Raw genomic sequence first — 21,490 nt, 5'->3', positions numbered from 1 at the left:
TGGCCAAGCAGCATCACTGCAATATGACTCAGCTTGGACGGCTGCGGGGTCATACGCTCACACCGGTTGAGAGAAAGGCCTTGGCCGAGTTGGTTGATACCGAGATGATTAGTAAGGAGCGAAACGGACTCTATGTCTTGGCAACCGAGGGGTTCTGGTATCTGCTTTATCTCCACTTCCGTCAACCAGACGCTTTTCCGGATGGGGTGCGTTTCTCCAGCTGGAATTACTCCTCCTACGCCAGCACCCTGATGCAAGGGAAAAAAGCAATCTGGTATCAGCGTGAGCTGAGGGAGGTAGATCGGGAATTGTTCGGCGCCCATGGGGCCACCCGGGTCTTTGGTTATCTCTCCCTCTCGATGCAACAAGTGATTGCAAGATGCTGGCATGAGGAGGCGTTCCTCAATGGTATCCAAGGTTACCCGTGGGGTGAGTTGCGGGATGAGGGAGAGGGGGATGCGATAGCGGAGCAGCTCTCCTATATGCAATTCGAGCAGGATTGTCTGCTGGCGCAACGGACATCTGACTATGCGAGAGGTCCGCGCGAGTTTGTCGATTTGTTGCATGACTATCAGGGGGATAGCGTCGGGCAAGCAGGCGAGCTGGAGCTGGCGTTGCTGACATGGCGAGCGCGAACCGGTCAGAAAGGCTTTTTCCCTGGTGGTTTGACCGTGATCTGGTTCGGCCTGCTGGCAGTGGTGGGGGGAGATATCACCAAGTGGCACAAACCGGCGATCACCTGGGCAAAGAAACAGCATCCCTGGCTCGTGGAGCCCTTACAGCTTTTGGGCGAGAAAGATCGTGTTTCTCCCCTCCTCCTGATGCGTGAGTGGCGTGGCCCGGTTGAGGCGTTTGGCTCCCAGCTCCATCTTCCTCTAGGACAACTCTGGCTGGTGCTCTGTGTGTTATGGCAGGCAGGGCAGTCGGGCGTTGACGTTGACGAATTGGCCAACTGGCGGGTTGAACCTTTTTTGAATGCGGTCCCCGAGAATCTGTTGATGGCGCTCTGTCAGGATCTGCTGCGTCTGTTGCAGGAGCGACCAACCGCCTTGAGAATCTTTGCGATCCATCGTCCCGCATTGTGGGAGCGCTGGCTTCAAACGTTACCTCTGTCACCGCCAGAAGTGGTTAAGCGTGAACGGCTGGTGTGGCAGCTTGACAAGCGTGGCGCGGAGCTGGTCTGCCGGCTGCAAAAAGAGAGTGTCAAAGGTGGCTGGAGCGGTGGCCGGGTGATCCACAATATGTGGGATATCGAGAATCTTTATCCCGAGGTGGCCGATGAGCAGGATCTGCGTATTGCCCATAGCATGCGCAATACCTATTACGGTACACCGGATATCGGCACATTACGGATGCTGGCGGAACATCCCCGGCTGCAAACCGCCGAGGGGACTTCGCTCGCCCTGTTGTTCAATTCGCCACTGGTGGTCATTGAAGAGCGCGAAGGTCGCTGGCAAGCGACCCTGATGAGTGACGGTACCGCGGTTCCGGTGACCAGGAGTAAGAAAATTACCCCCATTGCCGCCGATCTGTGGCAAGTGGAGGCGGTGCCTGCACAGGTGCAGGCGTTGCTGCCCCATCTTGAGCGGATGCCTGAACTGCCAGTCGAGGCATTACCCAAATTGGCTGATACCCTCAACAATCAGCCTGAACTCGACTGGATCAGTGCGCATCCGGCGCTTTGCAGCCATACCCGGTTAAGCCCTTGTCCCATCGATGCGGTGCTATTGGCTGATTTGCAAAAAGAGACGCTTAATCTGCAGTTGGTTAACCAGTTGGTGGGGGGCAAGGCGATCCCCTTGGGACTGGGGGCGGAGTTCATTAAAGATTGGCAAACGCCACATCACTATTGGCAGCGGACATTGAAGCAAGAGAGTGCGCTGACCAAAACCGTGGCCAAGGCACTGGGGCTGGCTGGCAAGGGGCCTTGGTCGCTGAGCGGTGTTGAGATGCTCCCCATGCTGGATCGGTTCGCGGTACTCGACGAGCTAGGGGTTCGCCTGCAATGGCATAGCGACAGCCAGCGGGTGCGTCTGCTGGGGGAAGAGTCACTGACTCTGCGGATCGAGCAGCAGCAGGAGTGGTTTGCCATAGATGGTGAGCTGCAGGTCGATCGGCAACAGGTGCTGGACCTGCGCATGTTGCTGCGGCAAATAGCCGGGGGCCGGCGTTACATCACGCTGGAGGGCAAGCAGGCCCAGCTCATGTTAAGTGATGCCTTGCTTGCGCGGCTGACCACGCTGGCGGCGCTGGTGGATGAGCAGCAGCAGGTAAGCCAGCGGTTGGCCTATCCGCTGATGCATCTGCTTGAGCAAAGCACGGTCAACGGGGATCAAGGTTGGCGCACGCTGACCGACTCCTGGCGTCAGGAGGCCAGCTGTCCTGCCGAGTTGATGGCGCCGCTACGGGCGTATCAGCGGGTGGGGGTGCAGTGGATGGCCAATCTGGCACAGCACCGCTTCGGTGCCTGCCTTGCCGATGATATGGGTCTGGGCAAAACCATCCAGGCGTTAACCCTGCTGCGCCTGCGAAAAGAGCAGGGGCCGGCCCTGGTGATTGTGCCTACCTCACTGCTGGCTAACTGGTGTGAGGAGGCGGCCCGTTTTGCCCCTGAGCTGGCGGTGCAGGTGCTCAATGAGCAGCAAGACCGCGGGGCTGCGTTGGCTAATCTGGGGCCAGGTTCCCTGTTGTTGACCACCTACGGGCTGGTGACCAACCAAGGTGAGCTGAGTGAGATTAAATGGGCCACCATAGTGGCCGATGAGGCGCAGCAGATTAAAAATGCCAGTACGGCACGCGCTAAGGCGTTGTTCAAGCTGGATGGTGAGTTCCGACTCGCCCTGAGTGGCACTCCGGTCGAGAACCATCTCGGTGAGCTCTGGAGCCTGTTCAACTTCATCAACCCGGGGCTGCTCGGCAATAAAACCCACTTCAAACAGCGCTTTGGCAAGGCGAGTCGGGATCCGGCTCATCTTGCCCAGTTGAAAGGGGTGATCGCTCCCTTCGTGCTGCGCCGCCTCAAACGCGAGGTGTTGGCCGAGTTGCCAGAAAAAACCGAGATCGTTCATCACATCCAGCTCTCCGGGCCCGAGCTCGCTCTTTATGAGGCGAGTCGCCGCGAGGCCATCAGTCAGATGGAGGGAGGTGAGGGGCACAACCTGATGTTGATGCTAAGCAACCTCACCCGGCTGCGCCGGATCTGCTGTTCACCGGCCTTGCTGCTGCCTGACTGGCAACAGCCACAAAGCAAGCTGGATGCGGCGCTCGAATTAGTGCAGGAGGCGATAGATAACGGCCACCGGATCCTGGTCTTTAGCCAGTTTGTCGATCTGCTGACCCTGTTGCGGCAGCGCCTAGAGGCGGTATCCCTTGATTACTGTTATCTCGATGGTAGTTGCAGCGCCAAACAGCGGCAGGAGGCGATCGGGCGTTTCAAAAATCAGGCCATCCCGCTGTTTCTGATCAGTTTGAAAGCGGGAGGGACCGGGCTCAACCTGACTGAGGCCGACACGGTTATTCACCTCGATCCCTGGTGGAACCCGGCAGTGGAAGATCAGGCCAGTGACCGGGTTCACCGCATTGGCCAGACCGAGCCAGTCACCGTCTATCGACTGGTGTGCGAGCAGACGGTGGAAGAGAAAATTGTGGCGCTGCATGCCCAGAAGCGGGAACTGGCCGAGGGGGTGTTGGGCGATCAGAATGAGGTGGCCCAGATCGATGCCAATGTCATTAAGGGGTTGCTGACCGAACGGTAATGTTGAATCACCGTGGCCTGGTTGGATCTGGCGGGAATGGCGTTATTGCCGTTCCCGCTTTTTTTCATGGGTCAGATGCTTAACCTGGCGTGTATCCAGGCGGCCAGCAGCTCGACCCCGCTTTGCATCACCCGCTCATCGAAATCGAATTCGTTGTGATGGTGTGGTGCCGCCAGATCGGCCCCCAGAATGAGGTAAGCCGCTTCGCCCCCCTGTTTTTGCACCCGCTCCATCAGAAAACCGGCATCTTCGCTGGCGCCAAAGCGGCGAGTCTGGATGGTGGCGAGCCCCTGCTTGCGGGCCAGCGCCGCCAGCTCGGCCTGCAGTGCCGGGCTGTTGTCGAGGGCAATGGCCTCACCCTGCTTGATGATGCGATAGGTGACACCGTGGGCGAGGGCGGTCCCTTCGACGATGCGCTGTACCTGACTGAACATGTAGTCGTTGAGGGCACTGTCGGCGCCACGGGTTTCACCGTGCAGCTCGGCATGGTCAGGAATGACGTTGCGCCCGCTGCCGCCGTGAAGCTGGCCGACGTTGATGCGGGTCATGCCGTCGCGGTGGCGGGGAATGCCGAGCATGGCGGTGGTGGCCATGCAGGCGGCGGCCAGCGCATTGCTACCGGCGTTGGGTTCGAGCCCCGCGTGGGCGGCGGTGCCCATAAAGTGGACGTCGAACTTGGTGGAGCAGAGAAACTCGGTGGGGTTGATCACCAGCTCGCCGCTACCGGCGTGAATACCGATATGGAGCGAGAGCAGGGCATCCACGTCATCGAGTGCTCCCCCGGCGGCCAGCGCCTTGCCACCGCGGCACCCCTCTTCGGCGGGTTGGAAGAAGAGCTTGATGCGACCGCAAAGCTGCTCTTTCATCGTCATCAGCTGGCTGGCCAGCCCCATGCCGATGGCGGTGTGGCCATCGTGAGCGCAGGCGTGCATCCACCCCTTGTTGTGGGAGGTAAAACCCTCCTGCTGCGGCTGGTGTTGTTCGGCGTCGGACTCTTCCACCTCCACCGCATCTATGTCGAAGCGAAAGGCCAGGGTCGGGCCGGGACGGCCGGTATCCAGCTCTCCCATCAGCCCGGTGACATCGCCGATCCGCTCCAGCCAGTCGGGATGGGCTCCCTGACGGCGGGCGCGAGCCTTCTCGGCCGCCACATCGACATCGCGCCCCATCATCAGATTGCTGGCCAGCAGTTTGTCGCCGAGCACAATGCGATAACCGAGCTCGCTCAGGTGGTGGGCAATCAGGCTGGTGGTGCGAAACTCTTTCCAGGCGGCTTCCGGCAGGCGGTGCAGGTCGCGGCGCCACAGGATCAGGTGCTCAAGGGTCATCTTGGCTTCCTTGGTGATTCGATTTGTCGGCTATTGTGCCTTTTTTCGCGGCTTACCACACGGGGCCAGCAGCTGGTCGGGGGTGCTGTGTGTGCGAGTGGTGGCTGTGAGAGCCGTGAATAGTGGTGAGCGCCCATAAAAAACGCCTCCACAAGGGAGGCGTTGTCGATAGCTGGTTATCAGGCCGCGTGATGGTAAGCGGAGGCTTCAAACAGCTTCTTGTTGGCTACCAGATCGATGGGGTCAAAATCATCAACGTTGATGGTGCGCAGGCGACTCACTTCGGCGCGGCGCAGCAGCTCGGCTTCGCTCTGGGTCAGTACGCCAGCAGCCAGACCCATGTCGGCCACCTTGTCCAGTGCCATGAAGGGGCGCTTGATGCCATCAGCCTTGCAGACTTTCTCGAACAGCGGCTCGGCGGCCAGCACGTCATCGAGCGCTTGCTCCAGCAGACCGAAGGGGTTGCCCTCTTCACGGGTCAGGTATTGGCCCTTGGCCAGGCGGCTGCGAGTTTCGCTCGGGGTTTGCAGCAGACGGGCAACCTGTTGGTCCAGCTTGTCGCAAGGACGATTGAGGTCACGCCCCAGCGGCAGCACCACGGCGCGCAGGGCCAGGCCAATCCAGCGGTTCGGGAAGTTGCGCAGCAGCTCGTCGATCGCCTCTTGGGCCTTGAACATGGCATCTTGCAGTGCCCAGTGCAGCAGCGGCAGGTCGGCCTGCTGGCGTCCCTCGTCCTGATAGCGCTTGAGGGCGCTGGAGGCGAGATAGAGCTGGCTCAGCACGTCGCCAAGGCGGGCGGAGACCCGCTCCTTGCGCTTGAGCTCGCCACCCAGGGTGCCCATCGCCATGTCTGACAGGAACGCCAGGTTGGCCGAGAGGCGGGAGAGTTGCTGGTAGTAGCCCTTGGTCTGATCCTTGTAAGGGGCCGCGGCAAAGCGAGCGCCGGTCACACCCAGCCAGAAGCTGCGCACCAGGTTGCTGATGGCAAAGCCGACGTGGCTGAATACTGCCTTGTCGAAATCCTTGAGCGCCTGCTCCTTGTCGGGATGGCTGGCAGCCAGCATCTCCGGCAGTACATACGGGTGGCAACGGATGGCGCCCTGACCGTAGATGATCATGCTGCGGGTCAGGATGTTGGCCCCTTCCACCGTAACGGCGATGGGGGCACCCTGATAGCCGCGTGCCAGATAGTTGTTGGGGCCCATGCAGATGGCCTTGCCACCGTGGATGTCCATGGCATCGATGATGCACTTCTGGGCACGGTCGGTGAGGTGGTATTTGACGATGGCGGAGATGACCGACGGCTTCTCGCCAAGGTCGATACCGGTCACGGTCAGGTTGGCTGCGGCGCCCATGATGTAGGCGTTGCCACCGATGCGGGCCAGCGGCTCTTCAATCCCTTCCATCTTGCCGATGGGCAGTTTGAACTGACGGCGGATGCGGCTGTAGGCACCGCTCGCCAGGGCCAGCATCTTGACGCCACCTGTGCTGTTGGAGGGCAGGGTGATGCCGCGACCGACTGACAGACACTCGACCAGCATACGCCAGCCCTGACCTGCCATGGCCGGGCCGCCGATGATGAAATCGAGCGGGACGAACACATCCTTGCCCTGAGTCGGGCCGTTCTGGAACGGCACGTTGAGCGGGAAGTGGCGACGGCCAATGCCGACCCCCTTGATGTGAGTGGGGATCAGCGCGCAGGTGATACCGAGCTCTTCCTCGTCACCCAGCAGGTGTTCGGGATCACGCAGTTTGAAGGCGAGGCCCAGTACGGTGGCGATAGGTGCGAGCGTGATATAGCGCTTGTTCCAGGTGAGGCGCATACCGAGCACCTCTTTGCCTTCCCACTCGCCCTTAGCGATGATACCGAAGTCGGGGATGGAGCCGGCGTCAGAACCCGCCTCCGGGCTGGTCAGGGCGAAGCAGGGGATCTCTTTGCCCACCGCCAAGCGGGGCAGGTAGTAATCTTTCTGCTCGTCAGTGCCATAGTGCTGCAGCAGTTCGCCCGGGCCCAGCGAGTTGGGAACGCCGACGGTGGAGGCGAGCACGGCGCTGGCACCGCACAGCTTTTGCAGGACGCAGGACTGGGCGTAGGCCGAGAATTCGAGGCCGCCATATTTCTTCTTGATGATCATGGCGAAGAACTTGTTGTCCTTCAGGTATTGCCACACCTCGGGGGAGAGATCCGCGCGCTCGTGGGTCACTTCCCAGTCACTCACCATGCGGCACACTTCCTCGACCGGACCATCCATAAAGGCCTGCTCTTCGGCAGAGAGGGTACTGACCGGGATGGCGTGCAGCTTTTTCCAGTCCGGATTGCCCGCGAACAGATCGGCTTCCCACCAGGTGGTGCCCGCTTCGATCGCCTCTTTTTCGGTGCGGGACATCTCCGGCATGATCGATTTGTAGAGCTTGAAAAGCGGCTTGGTTATCTGATTGCGGCGAAATTCCACCAGGTTGAGCGGGATGGCGATCACCGCGAACAGCGCCCATACCAGCAAGGGCACGTGACCATAGATGGCGCCAAGCACCAGGGTGGCGCCGGTGACCAGGGTGGAGATGAACAGGGATACCCGGCGATAGGCCAGGGCTCCGATAACCAGGATCACCCCGAGCAGAGTGAGGGTCGTCGTCATTGCTTGCTCCTTGCGTGTATAAGGTTGCCAACGTGGCGTCACTGATCCAGAGGTCTGACCTGTTGGATATGGCCCCTGTTGTAATTCATACGCATAAAGTTATCAAGCTGTTTACATCTTCATTACCTTCCCTCTGTGATCCCCATAACGCTCACGCACCGCCAGCGCTGTGGCTTGCAGGGGGCGACTGGGCGATTCGCTTGTGCGAGAATAGCCGCGATCTACACGCACACTAAAAACAGTGGAAGAGACATCATGTACCAAGAATTGATCCGCAATGAACTGACCGAAGCTGCCAGCGTGCTGCAGGCCTTCCTGGCTGATGAGCAGAACCTGAAAAACATCGAAGCGGCCGCCAAACTGCTCGCTGACTCTTTCAAAGAAGAGGGGAAAGTGCTCTCTTGCGGCAACGGTGGTTCCCACTGTGACGCCATGCACTTTGCCGAAGAGCTGACCGGTCGCTATCGCGAGAACCGTCCGGGTTACGCCGGTATCGCCATCTCCGACCCGAGCCACCTCTCCTGCGTCTCCAACGACTTTGGCTATGACTATGTCTTCTCCCGCTACGTAGAAGCGGTCGGCCGCCGTGGCGACGTGTTGCTCGGCATCTCCACCAGCGGCAACTCCGGCAATATCCTGAAAGCCATCGAGGCTGCCCGCGCCAAAGGGATGAAAGTGATCGCCCTGACCGGCAAGGATGGCGGCAAGATGGCGGGTCTGGCGGATGTCGAGATCCGCGTGCCGCACTTTGGCTATGCCGACCGTATTCAGGAAGTGCACATCAAGGTGATCCACATCCTGATCCAGCTGGTCGAAAAAGAGATGGCCAAGTAATCAGGCCATCGTCACCAGACAAGGGCAACGCCGGTAGCATGGTTCGCCATCGATCGGTTATTGCCAGTCACAGGGGAAGGGATTGCGCCTTCCCCTTGTCTATCGAACCAGCGTGCTGGTCGACCATGACACAAGCCAAATCATGAAAGGAGTCTGCCGGATATGTGCGAACTGCTCGGCATGAGTGCCAATGTGCCGACCGATATCTGCTTCAGCTTTACCGGGTTGATGCTGCGCGGCGGCAAGACCGGGCCCCACAAGGATGGCTGGGGGATCACCTTTTACGAGGGGAAGGGCTTTCGCACCTTCAAGGATCCCGAGCCCAGCGCCCAATCTCCCATCGCCAGACTGGTACAGGCGCTGCCCATCAAGAGCTGCGCCGTGGTCAGCCACATTCGGCAGGCCAACCGTGGCTGCGTGTCGCTGGAAAATACCCACCCCTTTACCCGTGAGCTGTGGGGCCGTTACTGGACCTTCGCCCACAATGGTCAGCTGACTGGCTACAAGAAGCTGCCAACCGGCCGTCACCGTCCGGTGGGGGATACCGACAGTGAGCACGCCTTCTGCTGGCTGCTCGATCGGCTGGAGCAAAAATATCCCAAGCGTCCTGCCAACTTTCCCGCCATGTTTCGCTATCTCGCCACCTTGTGTGACGAGCTCAGAGCGTTCGGGGTGTTCAACATGCTGCTCTCGGACGGGGAGTATGTGATGAGCTACTGCAGCAACAACCTGCACTGGCTGACCCGCTGTGCGCCGTTTGGCGAGGCGAGCCTGCTGGATGAGGAGGTGGTGATCGACTTTCAACGCGAGACCACCCCCAACGATGTGGTGACCCTGATCACCACCCGTCCGCTGACCGGCAATGAGAACTGGGTCAAAATGGCGCCCGGCGAATTCAATCTGTTTCGCATGGGGGAGCGGGTAGCGACCAATCAGGGCGTGCCTGAGCGAGATAAAAAAAGGTTCTTCGCGGAAGCGTGGGGAAGAGTAAGTTGACAGACAGGGTTCGGGTAAACTGGTAGTCGCCAAACAACCCGACTCCCTTACCCTGCTGTCGCTATGCATCATATTGATTTTGCCTCGTTCTGGCCAGGTTACGACGTTTCTGTCCATCGCCGCTCTGCCACACAAATCACATTGGCTCTTGAGCCTCTCGCCAATCATCTACCGCTCTGTGGTCAGTGCCATCAGCCCTGTCCACTCATCCATGACCGCCGAATGCGCACGGTTCGTGACCGTGACCTCCTTGAACTTCGCGTACATCTGCAAGTCCCCGTCCGTCGGGTTGACTGCCTGCGGTGTGGTCGGGTTTCTGAGCATATCGATTGGTTACCCCCAGCTCCCGGCTGACACAGCGATTGCTGCGCTGGGTAGAGGCCTTGCTTGAGTTGATGCCTATCAGTCATGTCAGCCAGCTCACCGGACTGCACTGGCATACCATCAAGGCCATCGACAAGCGTCGGCTACAGGCCAGTGTTGGCACCTTTGAGCCCGGCTCGGTGCGGCGGCTGGTGATGGATGAATTCGCCCTGCATAAAGGCCACCGCTATGCCACAGTGATCATGGATGCTGAACGGACTCGCGTTTTGTGGGTGGGGCATGGCAACAGCCGAGAGGCTATTCGCCCCTTTTTCGAGCTGATGGGCGAACGATGCCAACAGATTGAAGCGGTGGCCATGGACATGAACTCCGCCTTCGATCTGGAAGTGAAACAGCACTGTCCACAGGCGGAGGTGGTGTATGACTTGTTCCATGTGGTGGCCGGTTATGGCCGCAAAGTGCTCGACCGAATTCGGGTGGATCAAGCCAATGCATTAAAGCATGACAAGCCGGCTCGCAAGGTCGTCAAGCTGGCGCGTTGGTTACTCCTGCGCAATCGAGAAAATCTCAAGGAAGACCAGGCGGTGAAATTACAAGAGCTATTGGAAGCCAATAAGCCCTTGGCGACAGCATATGTTCTCAAGGAGGCCCTGAAGGAAATCTGGTACGCCCCGAGTGTCAGGGAAGGTTGGCGACGATGGAAGGCCTGGATGCGACAAGCGAAGGAAAGTGGCCTGGAGCCCTTAGAGCGTTTTGCCAAAAACCTTCGCCGCTACACCCGGGGGATTTTGGCCAGCGCAATCTTTCCCATGCACACCAGCCTGCTGGAGGGCGTGAATAATCGGATCAAGGTGATCAAACGCATGGCTTATGGATTTCGGGACTCAGAATACTTTTTCCTGAAAATCAAGGCCGCCTTCCCCGGAAAGACGCGATGAACCTAAAAAAATACCAGGGTAGATACCTACCCTGGTTCTTCGCAGCAGCCATAAAAGGCAAAAGGGATGAGAGGTGTTGCTGAGCAGCAGCACTCTGACGAATTTGATTGTTGATCATTTGTTAATTTATGGCAATTAAGTTGTTGTCTTGATGGGCATTTCAGTATCGCTATTTCGATATTGATCACATTTTTTGCCACTTTATTCCCTGAGCCATCCAATCGGATGGGTCGTCACTGCCTGGCCGTGAGCCACGACATCGAAAACTATCTATAGTATGGTCTGTTTGAATACCGTTCTGGAGGTGCCTCGCATGGAGTGGGTGGATCGCAAGGTGTTGCAGCAGCTGGCCGAGGATATCGGTCAGGATATGCTGCCCGTGGTCATCGCAGTATTTATTGAAGAGGTGGGCGAGCAGTTGAGTCAGCTCAGACCCCTCTATGAGCAGGGGGAATGGGAGGCGCTGGCTCGGGTGGCGCACAGCATGAAATCATCCTGTGGCAGCTATGGTGCTATGCCGAGCTACCAGCAGGTGATGGCGCTGGAGATGGCCAGCAAGCAGGCCGATGTGGCCGAGGCAGAGCGCCAGTTGCAACTTCTGGAGGTCTCCTTGCCCCAGGTGCTGGCGTTTCTTGCCGATTATCAGTAACGGCGCCATGCAGGGATACCGGGGCGCCGTGACCGTTAACTAACGCTGGTTGAGCAGTTGCTGGATGATCCGGTCCAGCGCCAGTTTCAGCTTCAACCGATCGTGCCGATGGGGCAGCTCAAGCTCGCCCAGCTCGGCTTCGATCAATCGTCCTTGCCAGTCCCCCGCATCACCCGCGCCCTGTGGGGCCAGGATAGCATCCAGCCGACCCTGACCGACCCGGGACTCCAGCCAGCGACACTGACTCATCAGATCCAGCTGGCTGGCAGGGCCATTTTCCGCCACCAGATTGCAGACAAAGACCAGCATGGCGCTGCTCTCGTTGATGGCCTGGGCGATCTCGGCCAGCAGCAGTGGCGGCATGATGGAGGTGAGAAAACTGCCCGGCCCCAGAATGATCATGTCAGCCTGCTGCAGTGCCAGCACTGCTTCCCGGGTCGCTTGCACCTCCGGCATCAGGCCGAGGGAGAGGGGGGGCGTTGCCAGTTGGTCGATGGAGACCTCTCCCAGGATCTGGGTGCCACACTCCATATGGGCGCAGAGGTCGGTGGGAAATTCAGACATGGGTAGTAGTTGTGACTCGATTTTGAGCATGTCACTGATCAGCTTGATAGCATCAAGAGGACGGACACAGAGATTATCGAGCGCCAGCAGCATCAGGTTGCCAAGGTTGTGGCCCGCCAGCTCGCCTTTGCCGGCGAAGCGGTACTCGAACAACAGGCTGCCGATGCTGGGATCGGTCACCAGCTGGTTCAGGCAGTTGCGCAGATCGCCCCAGGCGATGCACTCCTGACTCTTGCGCAGGCGTCCGGTCGAGCCGCCATCATCTGTGGTGGTGACGATGCCGGTGAGCCGTTGACCGAGAAACGAGAGGGACGAAAGCACTCGCCCCATGCCGTGGCCACCACCGATGGCAACGACCCGATCGAAGTCATTGATGTTTTTTTGCCACATATGGGCGTCCTGTCATTGGTCTCAGTTGACCGCTATGTTAGCAAGCGAAGCGAGATAATTGTTTGATAAGGGTATGATTTTTGCTTGCGACTGCTATCCGATAAAACAAGGAGATGGTGTTGGAGTTTCTGACCGTTCATTCCCTCGCCCGGAATTCATCGCTGGCGGCCCAAGAGATCTGCACGCAGCTGCGCCACCATGCCAATCAGGCCCCCTCCCTGCTGTTACTCTATTTTACCCAAGCCCATGACGGGGCGATACTGCGCGAAGCGCTCAAACGCCAGTTCCCGACGACCCGCCTGCTGGGGTGCAGCTCCTGTGGCGGGGTGATGACCGAGATGGGACACCACGCCATAGAGGGGTTCGGAGTGGCGGTTGCAGCTTTTTATGACGAAAAAGGGGCCTTCGGGGTGGCCGGTGCCTGCGGTGACGGGGTGGATGTGCGGCAGTTGCTGCGCCGTGCCATGAGCGATTGTGGTCGACCGGGCGAGTTGCCCCAGCTGATCCTGTTTCACGCCAGTCCCGGCAAGGAGGAGGGGCTGCTGGCCGGTATCGAGGCCGAGCTCGGTGCCTCGGTGCCGGTGGTCGGTGGATCCGCGGCAGACAACAGCGTCAGCGGTGACTGGCAACTCTGCTGGGATGAGGCGGTGAGTCAGGATGGCATCGCGCTGGCGGTGCTCTATCCCGATTGCCAGCTGGCCTTTCAGTTTCACTCCGGTTATGTCCCTGCCGAATTCAGCGGCGAGATCACCGCCTGCGACGGGCGGGAGGTGCTCACCATCGATCACCAGCCCGCCGCCGAGGTTTATGCCCGCTGGTGCGGACGCGAGCAGCCCTGGCCGGTGGGGGCGATTTTGCGGGAGACCACGCTCACCCCGCTGGCCCGTCAAGTGGGATCGCTGGATGGCATTCCCTACTACAAGCTCACTCATCCCGAGGCGGTGACCGAACAGGGCGGGCTGCGGCTCTTTACCGATGTGGTGCAGGGGGAGCGCCTGCTGCTGATGTACAGCAGTCAGGAGGGGTTGTTGCAGCGCAGCCTCAATGCCATGCGCATTGAGCCGGGCTATGGAGTCGATGTGGAATGGCAGCCTATCGGCGCCCTCATCATCTTTTGTGCTGGTTGCCGTTTGGCTCTTGGTGATATGTTGTGCCAATTTGTCGAGCAGAGCCAGGCTCGTCTCGGCAAGATCCCGTTTATCACCCCCTTTACCTTCGGCGAGCAGGGGCGGCTGCCCAATGGCGAGCTGGCCCACGGCAACCTGATGGTATCGAGCGTGATTTTCCTGACCCGTTGAGTCGGCAGAACATAACAGAGCAGGCAACAAGATGATTGGCAACAGTGAACTGGAAGCCCTCGGCGACAAATTGCAGACCACGCTAGTCGACCTTGTGCGTTGCCGCGAGCGCGAGGCCAAGTATCGTCACGAGTCCCAGACCCTGCTGGGCGGGGTGGCCACCCTCGCCGATGCCAAGACGCTGGAGCAGGTACTGGAGAGCCTTATCCAGGTGCTCAAACCCTTTATCGGCTTTGAGCACGCGGATGTGGTGGCCTGGGAAGGGGAGCGGGGGAGCACCCACCTCAGTACCGAACCGATGCTCTCTGTTCGCAGCTGGCGCATGACCCCGGCCTTTGCCCGCGCCATCTCGGGTGAAACCCTGGTAATTTACGATCCTGCCCAGCTGCCTGAGCTGGCGCCGCTGGCGAACGAGCCGGGCTGGGCCAGCGTGATGCTGACCGGGCTGCAGGCTCCCGGTTTTACCGCCACCCTCATCTGCCGCCATGCCCGGGCGGGCACCTTCGATCTTACCAGCAAGGCCGCCATGGAGCGTTGCCGCCCGCTTATCGCCCAGGCGCTGGTCAACATCACCTATCGGGCCCGCTTGCAGGAGCAGGTGGCGGTGAAGACCGAGGCGCTGCAGGCCAGCGAAATCCGTTTTCGCAGCTTCGCCGCCATGGCCTCCGACTGGTTCTGGGAGACCGATGCCGAACATCGCCTCAGTTATGCCTCAGAGCCGGGTTATCTGGATGAGATGACCCCGCAGGCGACCCGGCCGACCCTCTATGACTACGTCTGCAACAAGCAGAGCTGCGATGCCCAGAAATACCTGCAGCTTTTGGAGCTGCGCCAGCCGGTGCGAGGGGTGCGGATGCAGGTCGCGCTGCAACACGGCCCCTGCTGGATGGAGGTGAGCGCCGAGCCTTGCTTTGACCATGATGGCCTGTTTATTGGTTATCGCGGCACTGCCCGGGATATCAGCAACCAGATCCGTAGGGAAGAGGATCTGGCGCGGGCGCGGGATGAGGCCGAAGCTGCCAACCGTGCCAAGTCCCAGTTTCTGGCCATGATGACCCACGAGATCCGCTCGCCCATGAATGCGGTGCTGGGAATGCTCGATCTGGTGCAGCATGCCGAGCTGGCGCCGGAGCAACAGAGCCTGCTGCGCCATGCCACCCACTCGGCCAGATTGCTGCAAACCATCATCGATGACGTGCTCGATTTTTCGAAAATCGAGTCGCAAACCCTGGTGTTTCACTGCGAGACCCTGCAACCCGTCCAGCTTTGCCAATCTCTGGTCGAGCCGCTGCAAGCTCGCGCGACCGCCAAGGGGATCGCACTGGTTTATCGGGTCGATGAGTCGGTCCCCTGGGAGTTGCAGGGCGATCAGATGCGTCTGTCGCAGGTGATGGGGAATCTGCTGGACAACGCCCTCAAATTTACCGAGCAGGGGCAGGTGACACTGCACCTGGGTTGGCAGAATGAGAAGCTGCTGATCTCGGTCTCCGACACCGGGATCGGGATCGCTGATGCGGATCAGGCGCTGCTGTTTGAACCCTTCTCCCAGGTTGACAACTCGGCCACTCGGCGTTTTTCCGGTACCGGCCTGGGCCTTGCCATCAGCAAGCGTCTGGTTGCCCTGATGGGAGGTGAGATCCACCTGAAGAGCGAGCCGGGCCAGGGAAGTTGTTTCTGGTTCGAACTGCCTGGCATGGCGCTGCCTTGCCATAGCCAGCCGCAGCGGGAGGAGGGGGCTCCGGTACTGCTACCACTGGATGTGTTGGTGGTGGAAGACAGCCCGGTGAACCAGTTGGTGGTGTCGCTGATGCTGCAAAAACTGGTGGGCAAGGTACGGCTGGCAGCCAATGGTCTGGAGGCGCTGGCGCAGGTGGATGAGCAGCTCCCGGATCTGATCCTGATGGATATGCGGATGCCCCTGATGGACGGACTGGAAGCCACCCGGCGCTTGCGTGAGTTGGGATGCACCATGCCTATCATCGCCTTGACTGCCAATGCGATGGCAGAGGACAAGGCGTGCTGTCTGGCGCAGGGGATGGATGACTTTCTCGCCAAGCCCATCACCTTGTCACGGCTGAGAGAGTGTTTGCAGCGTCACTTTGGTCAGCGGTTGCCGACGCGCGGATAAAAAAAATGGTCAACTTTGTGGGTTGACCAGTTCTTCAGCAAATACTGAAGAGAGCACGGGATAAATCGGGTTGTATCAATCTATATGAAAAATCTGTGCCAACTTTTTTAGGACTCTTTTGTGTTCAATTTTGGCCGTTTAGCGCAGCGGCTCTCTCTTGTTATGGTTTGTTGTGTTCCTACTCATTCGCAAAATGCAAATTTCAGATTTTCATTGTTGGAATAATTGCATTTTGCAATGCTTGTTTTTGTGATTGTGAAATCAGGCGATGCAGAAATTTACGGGCTGCTTCGCTGTTTTGTTTGGCAATCAGCATCTGCTTTTCATAAATCGGCATCGGCAATATCTCGAGCCAGCGTTGGCAGAGCCAGGCGGCATCTTCAAAGCGCTTGTCTGGATAGAGCTCATCAAGCTCCGGATACTGCTCGAATACTTCCCGCAGGCGGTTGACCAGCAACTTGTCGTTGAAATTTGAGTGGGTACTCGGCCAGTTGGGCAGCATCTCCACCTTGGCCCGGCGCAGGCCTATCTCGTCTGTCTCCATCTCGTGGATGCAGAAGCGCTCCAGTCCCAGCACCGTTACCCCCAGCAGGCCATCATTGAGGCTGTAGAAGTCCGTCACCTTGACCCGGGTGCCCACCGGCAGAATGCGGCCGGATTGTCCCGAGGTGGTGGACTCTTCCATCACGATGCCAAAGCCCTGATCGTTGATGAATGACTCCTTGAGCATCTGCAGGTGGCGTGGCTCGAACAGACGCAGAGGAAGCTTGCCGCCCGGCAGTATGTGGGAAGGCAAGGGGAACAGTGCCAAAGGTTGTAGTTTCATGTTCCATCCTCCATTGAGTCGTTGCTGAATCGGACAATGCAGCGACTGTGCCAGAGGATGAAAAAAGCCACCGGAGGGTGGCTTTTCGGGCGGTTGAGGGCGCTTAGTTGCGCTGCTCCAGATACATGACAGCCGCTTCCACACGGCTTTGCGCCTCGAGTTTCTTCAGCAGGCTCTTCACGTGAACCTTGACCGTTCCCTCGGAGATATGGAGTACCGAGGCGACCTGTTTGTTGGAGAGGCCTTTTGCAATTTCGCGCAGGATTTGCATTTCGCGACGCGTTAAGCTTTCCATCTTCTGCTGCAGGTGATCCAGCTCGTAGATGTTTTCGAGATAGGGGCGCAGCGGTTCGCTCAGGATCTGTTTGCCTGTCATCACGTCGGCCAGCTGGGCCAGCAGCAGATCAGGCTCGGTATCTTTGAGCAGGTAGCCATCGGCACCGGCCTTGAGCAGGGCCACCACATCCTGGCGGGCATCGGAGACGGTGAGGATCACCACCCGGGAGGTGATCTCTTCGGCCCGCAGCGCCTTGAGGGTATCAAGGCCGGAGAGTCCTTTCATGTTGAGATCCAGCAGGATCAGGTCCGGCTCGGACTCTTTGGCCAGTGCCACGGCATCGGTGCCGTTGGAGGCTTCACCTGTCACCTCCATGTTCTCTTCCAGAGCCAGCAACTGCACAATCCCTTTGCGCATGAGGGGATGGTCATCTACGACCAGAACAGTGTATTTCATCTCGTCCATCAGGCGTCTCTCGCTAGACTGGTGGGAAAGGTCAGATGCACGCAGGTGCCTTGTGGTTGCTGCTCGTTGATGGTCAGCAGACCATGCAGTTTGCTGGCACGTTCGTTCATGATGCTCAAACCGTAATGGTTGATCGCCGAGCTGGCGAGTCCGATCCCGACACCGTCATCTGAAATCTGAACCTCGATGTTACCATTGGCGAGGGTCTCACAGCTAACATCAATCACTTGCGCGTTGGCATGTTTGATGGCATTGAGCACTGCCTCACGGATCAACTGTAAAATGTGAATATGCTGACCCGCCTCCAGGTCGTTGTCAGCCAGCCCGTAATGGAACCGGATGTCGGCCTGGGTCTGGGGTTGCAGCTGATCGAGCATCACCCGAATTGCTTCCCCCAGATTGGCATCGCCGATGGTGAGGCGGAAGGTGCCAAGCAGTTCGCGCAACTGGGTATAGGCATTGCTGAGCCCCTCGTCGATCTGCTGCATCGCTTCTTGTGCCTTATCCTGCTGGCCTTTGGCGTAGGAGCGTTTGAGCAGGGTGGACTGGATCTTGAGATAGGAGAGGGCCTGCGCCAGCGAATCGTGCAGTTCCCGGGCGATCACCGCCCGCTCCTCCATCAGCAGCAGTCGCTGCTGTTGCAGCAGGGTCTGGTCCTTGTGCAGCACCTGAGCCAGCAGCATGGTGAAGTTCTTGATCAACCGCTCATCGATGGGGTGCTGGCTGATGATATCGAGGCGGCCGAACTCCTGCTCATCCATCTGCAGATAGAAGCTGGCCACCGCGTCGAGATCACCGGGCCAGCCGGTGCGCCCCGAGATATAGACCGGCATGGCATTGTGCTCGAAGCGAGTCAGCCGGATATGGTCGATATGCTGGTGGGCGGCGGCGCGATCCAGCAGCTTGATCAGCGTGCGAGTGCTGAGCGGGGCGGCGTGTAGCTTCTGGGCGGTCGAGTAGAGAAACGAGAGGGTGTCGTTGGCCTGCTGCAACTTGGCGGTTTTTTCTTCCACCTTGTTCTCCAGCTCCCGATAGAGCTTGCCCAGCTCGTCCGCCATGGTGACGAAGGCGCGCGACAGCTCCCCCAGCTCATTTTCGCCGTGGGTGGGCAGTTGGAGATTGAAATCCTGCCGCTGGATCTGGCGGGCGCAGTAGACCAACTGGTTGAGGGGGGCGACCACTTGCTGGCGGGTGAAGCGCACCGTGAACCAGGCGATGGTGATAATGGCCAGCAGCCCGAGCCCCTCCGCTAGCGCCAGCATCCGCACCTTGAACTCCACGTGGTACTGCATCTGATTGACGAAATGGTCGATGGCTGCCACAAACTGCTCGGTGTTATCGGTGTAGCGTCTGGGGGTGCGATCCTCGATGTGCTGGCGCATCACCTGCCACTGGTCGAGCACCTCGCCATAGGTGCGACGCAGGGAGGCGGGCGTGATCCAGCGCTGGGTCTCTTGCAGCTCTTCGGCGTGCAGAGTCTCTTCAAACTGGGAGAGGCGCCCCAGTACGCTGTCGCCCCGCTCGATTTCGTAGGCCATCCGGTAGGCCTGCATCCGCAACGAACCGGAGAGGTTGATCGCCTTGGCATCGGGGACCGAGTAGAAGAGGGTGACCATGGCGACCAGCGCGATCAGGCTGGCCATGAAGAGGATCAACACCATGGCGCGGCCAATGGCGCTGCTGACCGAATGGACCCTGAACCGTTTTCCCATACTAATGCGCACCTCTGGATAGTGATAAGGACCCCGCAAGATGCGTGGGAGTGTACTCCAACTTGTGTTAGCATCGAAAAACTAGATGAACTCCGAGCGGTTTTGCCTACGTCCTAGCGATAGGGGGAAACCAGCCGTCAGCCGACAGTTGAACACAATCGTCGAGCTGTAAGGGTCAGGAAAGAAATGCCCTGGCCTCCCGTATTTGGAAAGGTGTTTATGTTGCCACTTGAAGATGGTTTTTCCCGTCGTTTTTACTATTTGCGTCTGTCAGTCACCGATGTGTGCAATTTTCGTTGCACCTATTGCCTGCCTGACGGCTATCGCCCCCGGAAGGTCACAAAGCGGGGCGTCAACCCTTTCTCTCGATTGACGAGATCCGCCGCGTGGTCAGCGGTTTTGCCGCCATGGGCACCCGCAAGGTGCGCATCACGGGGGGCGAGCCTTCCCTGCGCCGCGATTTCACCGAGATCGTCAATGTGATTGCTACCACCCCGGGTATCGAGAAGGTCGCCATGACCACCAACGGCTATCGCCTCAAGGAGCGGGCCCAAGAGTGGTTTGATGCCGGACTCAACGCGCTGAATGTCAGTGTCGACAGTCTCGACCCCCGCCAGTTTCACCAGATCACCGGTGAAAACAAGCTGGCGGAGGTGATGGAGGGGATCGAAGCGGCACTGGCCGCCGGTTTTATATCGGTGAAGATCAATGCGGTGCTGCTCAAGGGGCTCAACGACTACCAGCTCGATGCCTTTCTGGGCTGGATCAGGCACAAGCCCATCGAGTTGCGTTTTATCGAACTTATGCAGACCGGCGAGATGGATGCCCTGTTTCGTGACCACCATGTCAGCGGCGAGCAGATCAAACAGCGTTTGCTGGAGAGCGGCTGGGTGCAGCAGTTGCGGGGCACGGATGACGGCCCGGCGCAGGTCTTTATGCACCCCGATTCGCAAGGTGGGGTGGGGCTCATCATGCCCTATAGCAAGGATTTCTGTGCCGGTTGCAATCGGCTGCGGGTCTCCTCACTGGGGAAGCTGCATCTGTGCCTGTTTGGCGACAACGGCATCGACCTGCGGGATCTGCTCGGCGCAGATGCGCAATCCGATGAGCTGCAACAGCGCATTCGCGCGGCACTGGCGGGCAAGAGTGCCACCCATCGTCTCCATGAGGGCAATGCCGGCATCACCCCTCATCTCGCCTCGATCGGCGGATAACCGCAAAAATCGCCAACGATTAAATAGCAATCCTCACATGGAGGTATTTTAACCGATACCTCCATTTTTATTGCGCTGCAAGGCTTTGATCTGGCGCAAGAATCCCTCCTGTTTATCTCCCTGGTGGTATATCCCTGAACTTGTCAGGGCCGCAATATAGACCCACTCTTATAATTGGTATCAAGAATGCCAATAAGATATTCAACTTGGTCCATTCCTCGCCAGGACAGGAGTCAACATGCCGGATGAGATCGATCTTGCCCGCCGCGGTCTGTTCCGGGGTCGGCTGAGAACTGCCGAACCGCCGGTGCAGTTGCCCTGGTCAGTCAACTGGTCGGCATTTGTCGCCGACTGCACCCGCTGCGGCGACTGTCTGGCCGCCTGCCCGGAGCAGATCCTGGTGAGTGGCGAGGGCGGTTTTCCGGTTGTCGATTTCCAGCGTGGTGAGTGCACTTTCTGCACCGAGTGCGTCACGGTCTGCAAGGCGCCGCTGTTTCGCCCGACCAGCGAGTCCCCCTGGCACTACAAGGCCCATATCGAGGCCAACTGTCTGGCCAATGGCCAGGTGTTCTGCCAGCGCTGTCAGGACAGCTGCGAGCCCAATGCCATTCGTTTTATTCCGGTACTGGGGCGCGTGCCCACCCCGACAGTGGCGCCGGATCGCTGTAACGGCTGCGGCGCCTGTGTGCAGGATTGTCCGGTTGGCAGCATCAAGGTCGACGGGCGAGCCGCCCCATCCGGTGGTGCGAGCCAGCCCACCCTCAAGCAGGAGTCAGAATGAGTCAGAAGCCGTGTGACACAGAAGCCACAATGGATCAGGAGTTCCATGTATCGAGTCTGGTGGTGCTGACCCAGCCCCCCTTGCGCCATCAGCTCGCCGAGCAGATTGGTGCCCTTGAAGGGGCCGAGATCCACGCCGTCAGTGACGAGGGCAAGCTGGTAGTGACCCTGGAAGGTCCGAGCCAGCGGCCGATCATGGCGGCCATTGATGCGATACAGGCGATGCCGGGTGTGCTCTCTGCCGCCCTGATTTACCACCAGTTCGATGAACTGGGCGGTCACTGAAAAGAGTGATGGGATGCCGGGCGTGCCCTCTGCCGCTGATGGCTGGCTCCCGTTCGACAGATTCGACAACTATTACGCGATAAGCAATGTG

At 59.1% G+C, this 21,490-nt stretch carries 14 protein-coding genes, 2 pseudogenes and 1 riboswitch; of the genes and pseudogenes, 10 read left to right on the top strand and 6 right to left on the bottom strand.

Annotated elements, in window-relative coordinates; genetic code table 11:
* Window positions 1–80: 80 nt before the first annotated feature.
* Complete coding sequence (locus tag NMD14_13480) at window positions 81–3,755, top strand: DEAD/DEAH box helicase (GenBank protein ID XEI31781.1); 3,675 nt, start codon at window positions 81–83, stop codon at window positions 3,753–3,755.
* A 71-nt stretch (window positions 3,756–3,826) separates the two neighbouring features.
* Here the strand turns inward: NMD14_13480 and NMD14_13475 are convergent, their stop codons facing one another.
* Window positions 3,827–5,083, bottom strand: a complete 1,257-nt coding sequence (locus tag NMD14_13475) for an amidohydrolase (GenBank protein XEI31780.1) — start codon at window positions 5,081–5,083, stop codon at window positions 3,827–3,829.
* A gap of 179 nt (window positions 5,084–5,262) precedes the next feature.
* Window positions 5,263–7,719 (bottom strand): acyl-CoA dehydrogenase FadE, encoded by a 2,457-nt coding sequence (fadE, locus tag NMD14_13470; protein XEI31779.1) that lies wholly within the window; start codon window positions 7,717–7,719, stop codon window positions 5,263–5,265.
* 255 nt (window positions 7,720–7,974) lie between these two features.
* Between fadE and lpcA the strand changes: the two genes are divergently transcribed.
* The 4 genes and pseudogenes from lpcA to NMD14_13450 all read left to right on the top strand — a co-directional run bounded on the left by lpcA (window position 7,975) and on the right by NMD14_13450 (window position 11,460).
* The gene (gene lpcA / locus NMD14_13465; GenBank protein XEI31778.1) at window positions 7,975–8,553 is read left to right on the top strand and encodes a D-sedoheptulose 7-phosphate isomerase; all 579 of its coding nucleotides are present in this window, start codon (window positions 7,975–7,977) and stop codon (window positions 8,551–8,553) included.
* Between the two features lie 162 nt (window positions 8,554–8,715).
* Window positions 8,716–9,549 (top strand): class II glutamine amidotransferase, encoded by an 834-nt coding sequence (locus tag NMD14_13460; protein XEI31777.1) that lies wholly within the window; start codon window positions 8,716–8,718, stop codon window positions 9,547–9,549.
* A 63-nt stretch (window positions 9,550–9,612) separates the two neighbouring features.
* Window positions 9,613–10,811 (top strand): annotated as a pseudogene (locus NMD14_13455) (ISL3 family transposase).
* A gap of 313 nt (window positions 10,812–11,124) precedes the next feature.
* A complete protein-coding gene (locus NMD14_13450; GenBank protein XEI34765.1) occupies window positions 11,125–11,460 on the top strand; it encodes an Hpt domain-containing protein in 336 nt (111 codons plus the stop codon).
* Between the two features lie 39 nt (window positions 11,461–11,499).
* On the opposite strand, the gene yvcK is transcribed toward NMD14_13450, so the two are convergent.
* Window positions 11,500–12,414: a uridine diphosphate-N-acetylglucosamine-binding protein YvcK gene (gene yvcK, locus NMD14_13445; GenBank protein XEI31776.1), complete on the bottom strand. Its 915-nt coding sequence runs from the start codon at window positions 12,412–12,414 to the stop codon at window positions 11,500–11,502.
* A gap of 113 nt (window positions 12,415–12,527) precedes the next feature.
* Between yvcK and NMD14_13440 the strand changes: the two genes are divergently transcribed.
* Together NMD14_13440 and NMD14_13435 are read left to right on the top strand one after the other, a co-directional pair.
* Window positions 12,528–13,712, top strand: coding sequence for an FIST C-terminal domain-containing protein (locus tag NMD14_13440; GenBank protein ID XEI31775.1), 1,185 nt, complete (start codon window positions 12,528–12,530; stop codon window positions 13,710–13,712).
* A 31-nt stretch (window positions 13,713–13,743) separates the two neighbouring features.
* Window positions 13,744–15,840 (top strand): ATP-binding protein, encoded by a 2,097-nt coding sequence (locus NMD14_13435; GenBank protein ID XEI31774.1) that lies wholly within the window; start codon window positions 13,744–13,746, stop codon window positions 15,838–15,840.
* Window positions 15,841–16,042: 202 nt separating this feature from the next.
* On the opposite strand, the gene NMD14_13430 is transcribed toward NMD14_13435, so the two are convergent.
* From NMD14_13430 to narQ, 3 genes are all read right to left on the bottom strand, one after another.
* The gene (locus NMD14_13430; protein XEI31773.1) at window positions 16,043–16,666 is read right to left on the bottom strand and encodes an LON peptidase substrate-binding domain-containing protein; all 624 of its coding nucleotides are present in this window, start codon (window positions 16,664–16,666) and stop codon (window positions 16,043–16,045) included.
* Window positions 16,667–16,769: 103 nt separating this feature from the next.
* Complete coding sequence (gene narL / locus NMD14_13425; GenBank protein XEI31772.1) at window positions 16,770–17,408, bottom strand: two-component system response regulator NarL; 639 nt, start codon at window positions 17,406–17,408, stop codon at window positions 16,770–16,772.
* Window positions 17,408–19,120 (bottom strand): nitrate/nitrite two-component system sensor histidine kinase NarQ, encoded by a 1,713-nt coding sequence (gene narQ / locus NMD14_13420; protein XEI31771.1) that lies wholly within the window; start codon window positions 19,118–19,120, stop codon window positions 17,408–17,410. Before narQ ends, narL begins: the two co-directional genes overlap by 1 nt.
* A 78-nt stretch (window positions 19,121–19,198) precedes the next feature.
* Window positions 19,199–19,352, top strand: a riboswitch (molybdenum cofactor riboswitch).
* Between narQ and moaA the strand changes: the two are divergent.
* The 3 genes and pseudogenes from moaA to NMD14_13405 all read left to right on the top strand — a co-directional run bounded on the left by moaA (window position 19,340) and on the right by NMD14_13405 (window position 21,399).
* Window positions 19,340–20,334, top strand: a pseudogene (moaA, locus tag NMD14_13415) (GTP 3',8-cyclase MoaA). It overlaps the preceding riboswitch by 13 nt.
* Window positions 20,335–20,572: 238 nt before the next feature.
* Window positions 20,573–21,115 (top strand): ferredoxin-type protein NapF, encoded by a 543-nt coding sequence (napF, locus tag NMD14_13410; GenBank protein ID XEI31770.1) that lies wholly within the window; start codon window positions 20,573–20,575, stop codon window positions 21,113–21,115.
* Between the two features lie 29 nt (window positions 21,116–21,144).
* Complete coding sequence (locus NMD14_13405) at window positions 21,145–21,399, top strand: chaperone NapD (GenBank protein ID XEI34764.1); 255 nt, start codon at window positions 21,145–21,147, stop codon at window positions 21,397–21,399.
* The last annotated feature ends 91 nt before the right edge of the window (window positions 21,400–21,490 follow it).

It is taken from the genome of Aeromonas veronii, from assembly GCA_041319085.1.
Lineage (GTDB): Bacteria > Pseudomonadota > Gammaproteobacteria > Enterobacterales > Aeromonadaceae > Aeromonas > Aeromonas veronii_F.
Note: the sequence above shows the minus strand (reverse complement) of the source record. Positions and strands in the feature narration are given on the sequence as shown.